The following is a 6,771-nucleotide window of genomic DNA, read 5'->3' as shown; positions in this document are numbered from 1 at the left end:
CTCCAGCGTGGGAATGCAGTTCTCGACGCTCTGCGTCGTCAAGGCGCGCATGTGGCGGGTCAGCCTTCGGACGGGCTGGTCGAGTCCTGATCCGCTTCGGCCGCCAGCTTCAAGCGGTCGGCCTTGCTGATGTATTTGGCCTTGCTCTGCGGGGCCAGTTTGGCGCTGGCCTTTTTGGCGTGGGCTTTCAGCAACTGCTGGATTTTCTTGCGACGATTCATGTTTTTCAACTCGCTTGCACAGGCGCGAATCATAGCAGTTGCCTGTCGCACCATGCATGCGACTACCCGCCGTTCTGAACCATCTGCCACAACGATGCACCGACACCGGTGATGCTCTCTCCGGCAATCAAGCCTGCCGCCGCGGTAATGGCGAAGCGTTCTGTAACGGACGGCCAGCGACAGTTCACCAGCCAGGTGAGCACTGCGCCAAGGGCCATCATCAGAGATACCGAGGCTGGCAGGACAAAGGCCAGGCCCAGTGCTGCGGCGCTGGGCAAGTAACGGGCGCGATGAGCAGACAGCGTGCTGTCGAGGATGCCCAGCAACAACCCGACCAGCCCGCCGATGAAAATCGCCCAGCGGATGCTCGCTGACAGCGAATCCAGGCCGTGGGTCAGCGTTTGTGCGACGGCTTTCCAGGTGGCTACTGCCGGGGCGGGCCATTCTTCGGTGAGCAGCATCGATTGCGGGTCCGGGATCAGCGCCATATAAGCCAGGACCCCGACGATACTGCCGACGAAAATACCCAGTGTCTGGGCGATCAGCTGTTTACGCGGCGTGGCGCCAATCGCCCGGCCGACCTTGAAGTCGTTCATCAGGTCCGTGCATTGCCCGGCAGAACCTCCGGCTGTGTTGGCGCTCATCAGGTTGATCGGCACCTGCCCGGGCGCAACGATGCCGAAGCTGAGTTGCGATAACTGCCCGATTGCCCCAATAGGGGGAATGCCGGTGGCACCGACTACTCGAGCCGCCACGGCTGCGAGACAGATTGCCAGGGGAATGGTCAGCAATGCCATCCACAGATTAATACCGAATAATAGCGCCTGCAGGCTGACCACCAACAGGATCGCCAGCGCAAAACCGGCGGCCGGCCCGGGCTTGGGCATTGACCAAGGCGTCCCGCCGCTGGCTTTGGTAGACGCGTGCAGTGTCCACAGGCGGATAGCCAGCGAAGCCAGGGTCGAGCAGACCATCAGGCTCACACCCGGCCATAGCAACCATTCCACCAGTGCTGCGAACTGCGGGCCGCTGCTGTCGGCCGGTAATGTCACCAGACCCTGGTTCAGTAGCCACGGCGCCAGGCCACCCCAGGCCAGCACGGCACCGATTAGCAGGGTCAAGCCGACGCGAATGCCGATAATTGCGCCGAACCCAACCAACAGCAGCGAAGGGTCGGCGGTAAAGGTCAGACGCTCCAGGTGAGCGCTCGGCGACCAGCGCGGGAAGGCCCATATGAATGTGTCGACCCACTTGGCCAGCGCAGACAGCAACGCGGTGCTGAGCAGCACCTTCAAGCGTATTGCGGCTTCGCGCCCATGGTTGTAGATGTGTAGCAGGGTTTCCAGAGTGGCCATGCCTTCGGGAAACTTCAGCGATTTGTCGTTGAGCAGTGATGGCCGCAAGTACCAGGCAATCCAGATCCCCAGAAAACTCACCGAGAACACCCAGGCGATCATCGGGACGGCATCCAGTTGCTGACCGGTCAGCAAGGTATAAGCCGGAATCGGCGCGACCAACCCACCGGAAATGATCGACGCAGCTGCCGACGCCACGGTCTGATTGATGTTGCTCTCATGCAGCGTCCACGGCAGATGCTCGGATGAACGCTTTGAAAGCCCTTGCCATATCGCATAGCCGATCAACAAGGCGATGATCGACATATTGAACGACCAGCCAATCTTCAACCCGGCGTAGACATTGGAAGGCGTCAACAGGATACCGAGCACGACCCCGGTAATGACCGCGCGCAGACTAAGCTCGCGCTCGACAGGACTGACAAGAGGCATCGATGGCGAGGTTGAAAGCATGCGAGTTCCTTTCGGCAATGAGACAAGGCAACCTATAAAGTGAGCGTCATAGTGGCCGAAGGTTCAGATGACGGGCTTCCAGCCCCTCGTCACTGTGTAGAATCCTGACTCTGCGGGATCCTCTCAACCAAGCACATTCAGCCCATCATTGAAATGGCACTCGCGATCATCACCGCCAAGGTTTTCTGGCAGGAAAGCGGTGAGGTCGTAGGGCAAAAACAGCGTATCCAGCGCCAAAGAGAACGGCACGTCTATCAGCCAGGGCCAGGTTGATGTCACGTCTTTGGTACCCCATGCCCAGCCGTGTCGTGTTCCGGGATAGACGCAACGTTCACCATCAAGGTGATACATCAGGCTCCAGCAGCCGCTCAGTGAGATGGCTGCAGCCAGTAACAGGCATTGCTTGAACATACATTCCCTTGTTTCAGAGTTGATGCAACGTGTGCGTCATTCTAGTCGCATAACCCTGCGGCGATCATCCTGCGCACGGCCCGGGCAATATCTTGCGTAGCCTGCGCTGTCTGCTCGCCTGGCAACTGATCGAACATATGCGGCACACCCGGGTAGACATGCAATTCCACCGGCACCCCCGAGCGCGACAGGGTCAGTGCGAATGCCAGGTCCTCTTCCAGAAACAGATCGAGTGCGCCAACGCAGATGAAGGTGGGCGGCAGATCGCTCAGGTCGGTGGCCAGTGCGGGGGAGAACAGTGCTTTGCGCTCATCGTCCAGTGCGCAGGCACCGCGCAGGCATTCCCAGCAAAAATGATTGGCCTGACGCGACCAGCTGAAAGTGCCGGTAGTCGGGTTGGCTGGCAGCGCGTCAGGCGCGCCAGTGCGGTGATCGAGCATGGGGTAGATCAGCACCAGACCGGCGAGTGTCCGCAGCCCTTTGTTTCTTGCCAGCAGAGCGAGCGCGGCAGCAAGCCCGCCGCCTGCGCTGTGGCCCATGATCACCAGGTTGCGGGTGTCCATGCCTTGCGTCAGCCCATTGCTGAATATCCACTCCAGCGCTGCGTAACAGTCTTCCAGCGGGATCGGGAATGGATGCTCGGGGGCGAGCCGATAATCGACAGCGACGATGATTGCCTTGAGCTCGACGGCTAGCTCTGCGAGGTAATCATTGGCCATCTCCGGGCTGCCCAGAACAAAGCCGCCACCGTGGATATACAGGATGACGGGGAGTTTGGGGTGTTCGAGCGGCGGGCCGGGCCGGTAAAGGCATAACCTGATGCCGACGTCCGAAACGCCTGTGGTCCAGTGCTGCTCGCTACGGGCCGCAGTGGCTGCCGTCCAGGCGGCACCGACACGAGCCCTGATCCCGGGCAGGGTCTGATGTGTCCAGCTACCCGCAGGCTCATCCATGAACGAGTGATAGGCCGGGTCCAGCAATTCATTTGCGTTCAACGGTTGCCCCCGATGCGCAGGAGGTGCACAGGAAAGTGCCCCTGTGCACCTTCAGTGCCTACAGCCAGGCTTTGATCTGCGTGCAGACTGCCGGCGTGGAAATGCCATAACGATCATGCAGTGTAGGCAGCGCTCCAGCGTCGAGAAAAGCGTCCGGCAGGGCGATCTGCCTGAAGGTCGGTGTAACGCCATTGCGCAGCAACACCGTCGCCACTGCTTCGCCCAGCCCGCCGATAATCGAGTGGTTTTCGGCGGTCACTACCAGACGGCCTGGTTTTCTGGCTTCCGCCAGAATGGTCTGCTCGTCCAGCGGCTTGATGGTCGGCACGTGCAGCACCGCAACATCGACACCGTCGGCCTGGAGTGCCTTGGCCGCTTCCAGGGCACGCATGGTCATCAGGCCGGTGGAGATGATCAGCACGTCGTTGCCGGTGCGCAGGGTCTTGGCTTTGCCAATCTCGAATGTGTAACCGTATTCATCCAGTACCAACGGCACGTTGCCGCGCAGCAATCGCATGTAAACCGGGCCTTGATGCGCTGCGATCGCCGGTACGGCCTGCTCGATTTCCAGCGCGTCGCAGGGGTCGACGATCATCAGGTTGGGCATGGCGCGAAAGATCGCCAGGTCATCGGTGGCCTGATGGCTGGGGCCGTAGCCAGTGGTCAGGCCCGGCAGGCCGCAGACGATTTTGACGTTGAGGTTGTCCTCGGCAATCGCCATGCAGATGAAGTCGTAAGCGCGACGCGAGGCGAACACCGCATAAGTGGTCGCAAACGGTACGAAGCCTTCCCGAGCCATGCCCGCAGCCGCGCTCATCAGCAATTGCTCGGCCATGCCCATTTGGTAGAAACGTTCAGGGTGCGCTTTGGCGAAGATGTGCAGGTCGGTGTATTTCGACAGGTCAGCCGACAGCCCGACGATATCCTGACGTTGCTCCGCGAGCGCCGCCAATGCATGGCCGAACGGAGCCGGGCGAGTGGCCTGACCCTCGGACGCGATAGACGCGATCATCGCCGAGGTGGTCAGTTTTTTCTTCGTGGCAACGGACGGAGACGGTGTGTGATTGGCAGAGCTCATACGATTTTCCCCTCGTCGAGGTTATTCAGTGCGACGTCCCATTCATGCTCATCCACGCGGATGAAGTGGGTCTTTTCACGGGTTTCCAGAAACGCCACGCCCTTGCCCATTTTCGTGTCGCAGATGATGACCCTGGGCTGAGCGCCGACGTGTTGGCGGGCCGCGTCGAAGGCTGCGACCAGTGCGTTCAAGTCGTTGCCGTCGACGCGCTGGGTAAACCAGCCAAACGCCTGCCAGCGATCCACGATGGGTTCGAAAGCCAGCACTTCACTGGAGTGGCCATCGGCCTGCTGGTTATTCACATCGACGATCGCGATCAGGTTGTCCAGTTTCCAGTGCGAGGCGGACATGGCCGCTTCCCAGGTCGAGCCTTCGTTCAGCTCGCCGTCCGACAGCAGGTTGTAAACGAAAGATCTTGAGGCCTTGCGCTTCAGCCCCAGGCAAGCACCTACCGCAATGCCCAGACCATGACCTAGCGAACCGCCGGTTATTTCCATTCCGGGGGTGTAAGTCGCCATCCCGGACATGGGCAAACGGCTGTCATCCGAGCCGTAGGTTTCCAGTTCATCGAGCGGGACGATTTCCGCCTCTATCAATGCCGCGTACAGCGCAATGGCGTAGTGGCCGATCGACAGATAAAAGCGGTCACGCTGTTCCCATTCAGGGTCTTCAGGCCGATAGTTCAGCGCGTGAAAATAGGACACGGCGAGCAGGTCCGCAGCGCCCAGCGCCTGTCCGACATAACCCTGGCCCTGAACCTGGCCCATACGTAATGCGTGTCGACGAATGTTATGAGCACGCTGCGCCAGCGAAGTGGAAGGCGCAGGTAAAGTAGTGGCTGTCATGGTGATTACTCCGTTGACTCAACGATTGACCGAGGCGGCAGGGATGCGCAGCACCAGATAGGCGCCGATGAACAGCACGCCGGTAATCAGGTACATGCCGATGGCGCTTGATCCGGTCGTGGTGGTGATCCAGCCGATCAGGTAGGGCGAGCAGAAGCCCGCGAGATTGGCGAAACTGTTGATTCCGGCGATCCCGGCGGCCGCCGATACCCCGCCCAGCAGGGTGGTAGGCAGCATCCAGAACAGCGACGATGCCGAGAGAATGCCTGCTGCGGCGAGGCACAGGCTGAGCACCGACAGCAGCAGATTGCCGCCGAACAGCGCTGCCAGGCTCAGCCCGAGCGCGCCTGCGATCATCGGCCCGACCAGGTGCCAGCGGCGTTCTCGATGCTTGTCGCCGCTGCGCCCCATCAACAGCATCACGACGATTGCGCACAGGTAGGGAAGGCTGGTCATCAGGCCGATATGCAGCGGATCGGAAACGCCTGCATTGCGAATCAGCGTCGGCAGCCAGAAGGTGATCGCGTACTGGCCCATCACCACGCAGAAGTAGATGCATGCCAGCAGCCACAGACGCTTGTCGCGAATGAAGGCGCCTACCGACGCGTGTACCACTTTCTGGCTGTTGTCCTCTTGCAGCTCCTTGTTGACCAATTCCTTTTCTTCAGCGGACAGCCATGTCGCCTGATGCACGCCATCCTTCAGATAGCTCAGTACCAGCAAGCCGACGATCACCGTCGGGATCGCTTCAAGGACGAACATCCATTGCCAGCCAGCCCAGCCATGAACGCCTGCGAAGCGGGTCATGATGTAGCCCGACAGCGGGCCGCCGATCATGCCGGACAGCGGGATGGCGATGAACCACAGCACGGTCATGCGCGCGCGGCGATAAGAGGGGAACCAGTACGTCAGGTACAGCAGCAGACCGGGTGCCAGACCGGCTTCCGCCACCCCGAGCAGAAAGCGCAGGGCGTAGAACTGCCAGGCAGTTTCGACCAAGGCGAAGAGCGCGGAAATAATCCCCCAGGAGATCATGATGCGGGCGATCCAGCGTCTGGCACCGACCCGGTGCAGGATCAGGTTGCTGGGCACCTCACAGAGGAAATAGCCGATGAAGAACATGCCGGCACCGAGGCCGTAGACGGTCTCGCTGAACGACAGGTCGTTCATCATCTGCAGCTTGGCGAAGCCGACATTGACACGGTCCAGGTACGCGCACAGGTAGCACAGCATCAGGAACGGCATCAGTCGCCAGGCGGTCTTGCGGTAGGCATTGGCGCGCGTGGTCGAAACCGCGTCGAGGGTCATGGTGGTTATCATGATGGTCTGATCTCTTGTTTTTATAGATCGCCAGGCATTCGCCCGGCGTATCGTCGATCCAGAACAAACACGGGCTGTTTGCCAGCCCGTCTA

General features: G+C 60.5%; 7 protein-coding genes. All 7 read right to left on the bottom strand.

Annotated features, from left to right (window positions below; all coding sequences use genetic code 11):
• Nucleotides 1-59: 59 nt before the first annotated feature.
• Nucleotides 60-221, bottom strand: a complete 162-nt coding sequence (locus AO068_RS01515; protein ID WP_069707265.1) for a DUF2986 domain-containing protein — start codon at nt 219-221, stop codon at nt 60-62.
• Nucleotides 222-283: 62 nt separating this feature from the next.
• Nucleotides 284-2,029 carry an OPT family oligopeptide transporter gene (locus tag AO068_RS01510; RefSeq protein ID WP_058407451.1) on the bottom strand — a complete coding sequence of 582 codons (1,746 nt, stop codon included), beginning with the start codon at nt 2,027-2,029 and terminating at the stop codon, nt 284-286.
• A 123-nt stretch (nt 2,030-2,152) separates the two neighbouring features.
• Nucleotides 2,153-2,440, bottom strand: coding sequence for a YceK/YidQ family lipoprotein (locus AO068_RS01505; protein ID WP_058399565.1), 288 nt, complete (start codon nt 2,438-2,440; stop codon nt 2,153-2,155).
• Nucleotides 2,441-2,481: 41 nt separating this feature from the next.
• Complete coding sequence (locus AO068_RS01500) at nt 2,482-3,435, bottom strand: alpha/beta hydrolase (protein WP_058407450.1); 954 nt, start codon at nt 3,433-3,435, stop codon at nt 2,482-2,484.
• 58 nt (nt 3,436-3,493) lie between these two features.
• A complete protein-coding gene (locus AO068_RS01495; RefSeq protein ID WP_005735175.1) occupies nt 3,494-4,513 on the bottom strand; it encodes a transketolase family protein in 1,020 nt (339 codons plus the stop codon).
• The gene (locus tag AO068_RS01490; protein WP_058399566.1) at nt 4,510-5,358 is read right to left on the bottom strand and encodes a transketolase; all 849 of its coding nucleotides are present in this window, start codon (nt 5,356-5,358) and stop codon (nt 4,510-4,512) included. The genes AO068_RS01495 and AO068_RS01490 overlap by 4 nt, the downstream gene beginning before the upstream one ends.
• 18 nt (nt 5,359-5,376) lie before the next feature.
• Nucleotides 5,377-6,678 carry an MFS transporter gene (locus AO068_RS01485; RefSeq protein ID WP_058407449.1) on the bottom strand — a complete coding sequence of 434 codons (1,302 nt, stop codon included), beginning with the start codon at nt 6,676-6,678 and terminating at the stop codon, nt 5,377-5,379.
• Between the last annotated feature and the right edge of the window lie 93 nt (nt 6,679-6,771).

Origin of the sequence: Pseudomonas sp. ICMP 3272, assembly GCF_001466905.1 — a bacterium.
GTDB lineage: Bacteria > Pseudomonadota > Gammaproteobacteria > Pseudomonadales > Pseudomonadaceae > Aquipseudomonas > Aquipseudomonas amygdali.
This window is presented reverse-complemented; position numbering and strand designations above follow the sequence as displayed.